The organism is Dactylosporangium cerinum, from assembly GCF_042653625.1.
Classification (GTDB): Bacteria; Actinomycetota; Actinomycetes; order Mycobacteriales; family Micromonosporaceae; genus Dactylosporangium; species Dactylosporangium cerinum.
Map to the genome: position 1 here is coordinate 1 of NZ_JBHSIU010000146.1, position 2,389 is coordinate 2,389.

Here is a 2,389-nt window from a genome sequence, read left to right on the forward strand (position 1 = left end):
AGGCGGCGACTTTGCGCCGGTAGATGGCTTGAGTGTCGGGGTCCCAGGGGATGCACCAGCGTCCGCTGGGGCCGCGGCGGGCGGGGACTTGCTGCTGGGCGAGCCAGTTGTAGATGGCGTCGGCGGGAACGCCCAGCTCAGCGGCGGCCTCTTTGACGCTGATTTCGTCGTTTCGGATTGCGACGGTGCGGGGCCCACGGATGGTGTAGGCCTCACGGACACGAGCGACACCGGCCTTCGTCCAGCGGTGCCCGCGGCCGGTGTGCAGCCCTTCCGTGTTCAGCATCTCGGCCAGCTGTTCGCTGGTATGGGTGGCCCCGTGGCGGCGGATCAGCTCCAGCGCGGCGGCCGGGGTGCGGCCGGGGCCGATCCGGCCGGCGGTGATCTCGTCGGTGGCACCGGTGTGCCAGCGCACCCCGATGCGGACTTCGTCCTTGTGCTCCTGTGGCAGGAGGGTGACGTCGGCGATCAGCGTGCGCAGCAGCCGTTTGCGGTCACGAGCCTGCGTGTCGGGGTCCCGCCACAACCTCGGCAGGTCGGCGGCCAACGCCAGCAGCGCGTCGCGTTCGGGCAGCGGCGGCCGGGCCGCCCGGGCGGTGACCAGGGCGGCTTCGGCGTCGGCGAGCGCGCCGAGTTTGGCCTCCCATTTGCCTTCCAGGGTGCGGGCGACGAGCCGGTTCTCAGGGTCGACGTGGCTGAAGGCCCGTTCGGCGCGGTCGGCTTCGTAGCGGGCGCGTTCGACGGCGAGTTCGGCGGCGCGGTGGCTGCGGGTGTATCGGTCGGTCAGCTCGTCCGCGGCCTTGACCGCCAGCTTCAGTTGCTGCGGGGTGACCGCATCGAGCAGCAGCGCGGCGACGGCGTCATCGACGGTGACCGCGGCGACGGTGCGGCAGGTCGTCGTCCGGTTCGGGTCACGGTGCTGACAGAGGTAATGCACTCGCCCGCCGTCGCCGTAGCGGGTCGTCATCCGGCCACCGCAGATGCCGCAGAAGATGATCCCCTGACACAGCGCGGAACCCTCCCGCGGTGGCCGGAACCCGGCCTTGGTGTGGTTGGCCGCCAGTTTCGCCTCGATGTCCAGGAACTGCTGCCAGGTGATGTAGCCGGGATGGTGATCCTGGATCAGCACCGTCCATTCCGCGCGGGCACGTTTCACCCGCGCCGCGGCGACCGTGCCGTCCGGGCGCACCGTGCGCGCGTCGTAGCTGCGTCCGTAGGCGTAGGCGCCGGCGTAGACCGGGTTCTTGACCGCCTGCAGCACACGGGAGTGGGTCAGCTTTCCCCACTTGATCTGCCCGTCCCATGCGCCGCCCCACTTCCGCTGCGGGAACAGCCGGCCGGTCGCGGCGAATGCCTTGACCACGCCCAACGCCGAGCCGGTCGCGGCGAACTCCGCGAACAGATCCTGCACGGCCTGACGGACCTGCTCGTCGGGATCGACGATCACCTCACCGTCGTCGTGGACGTAACCGACGGCAAGGGGCGAGCGCAGTTCACCGCGGTGCGCAGCGGCCAGTTTCGCGCCGTGCAGCCGACCGTTGAGCAGATGCAGCTCGGCCTCGCTCATGCTGCCTTTAAGGCCGAGCAGGAGGCGGTCGTTGACGTCGGACAGGTCGTAGACGCCGTCGGCGTCGACCAGCAGGGTGTCGGTGAGCCGGGCCAGCTCCAGCAGCCTGGCGAACTCCCCGGACGAACGCGCCAGCCGCGACACCTCCAGGCCGAAGATCGCCCCGACCTCGCCGCGGCAGACCCGGGCCAGCAGTTCGGTGAACCCGTCGCGATGCGCGCCGAACCGGCCGGACACGCCCAGATCGGCGTCGATGGTCAGCACACCGCCGGGTGCCCAGCCCATCTCCACCGCGGTCCCGGCCAGGCCGTACTGGCGGGTTGTGGACTCCCCGTGCAGGCGGACCTGTACCGCGCTGGACTGGCGCACATACACCACCGCCAGCCGTCCGCGATGCGACGTGGTGACCTTCGTCGTGGGCCTCACCGCGACCTGCCCTGGCCTGCAACACGGAGGCGGTCATGTTGGCCACGGCCATCACAGCCTCGACCTGGTCCCAGCCGGCGCCCACGCCTCAACCCCGTCCGGGCCAACCGATTCCGTCTCACCCGACTGTCCACAACGGACATGATCATGCCTCATCCCGATCCGCGTCCCGCACCCGGGATGCCATCGCATCGATCAGCTGTCGTGCAGCCGTGAGCCCTTCAACGGCGAGCCGGCCAGGCAGCACCTCCGGACCCCGATCGGTCCACGACTGCGGCAACGAGATCCGTCGCTTGCCGCCATCGACCTCGCAGACGAACACCAGCACGCCCCGCATGCGGGCCGTGAACAACACCAGCAACTCCTGACCGACGAATGGATGGAAAGGGTGCGTAA

Annotated in this window: 2 protein-coding genes; both read right to left on the bottom strand. The window is 70.1% G+C overall.

The annotated features are described in order from the left end of the window. Window positions 1–1,993: recombinase family protein (locus tag ACFPIJ_RS64415; protein WP_380129452.1), on the bottom strand; the 1,993-nt coding region annotated here is incomplete at its 3' end. Window positions 1,994–2,138: 145 nt separating this feature from the next. Continuing rightward, window positions 2,139–2,389, bottom strand: a 251-nt coding sequence (locus ACFPIJ_RS64420; RefSeq protein WP_380129453.1) for a DUF5372 family protein, incomplete at its 5' end; no start/stop codon positions are given.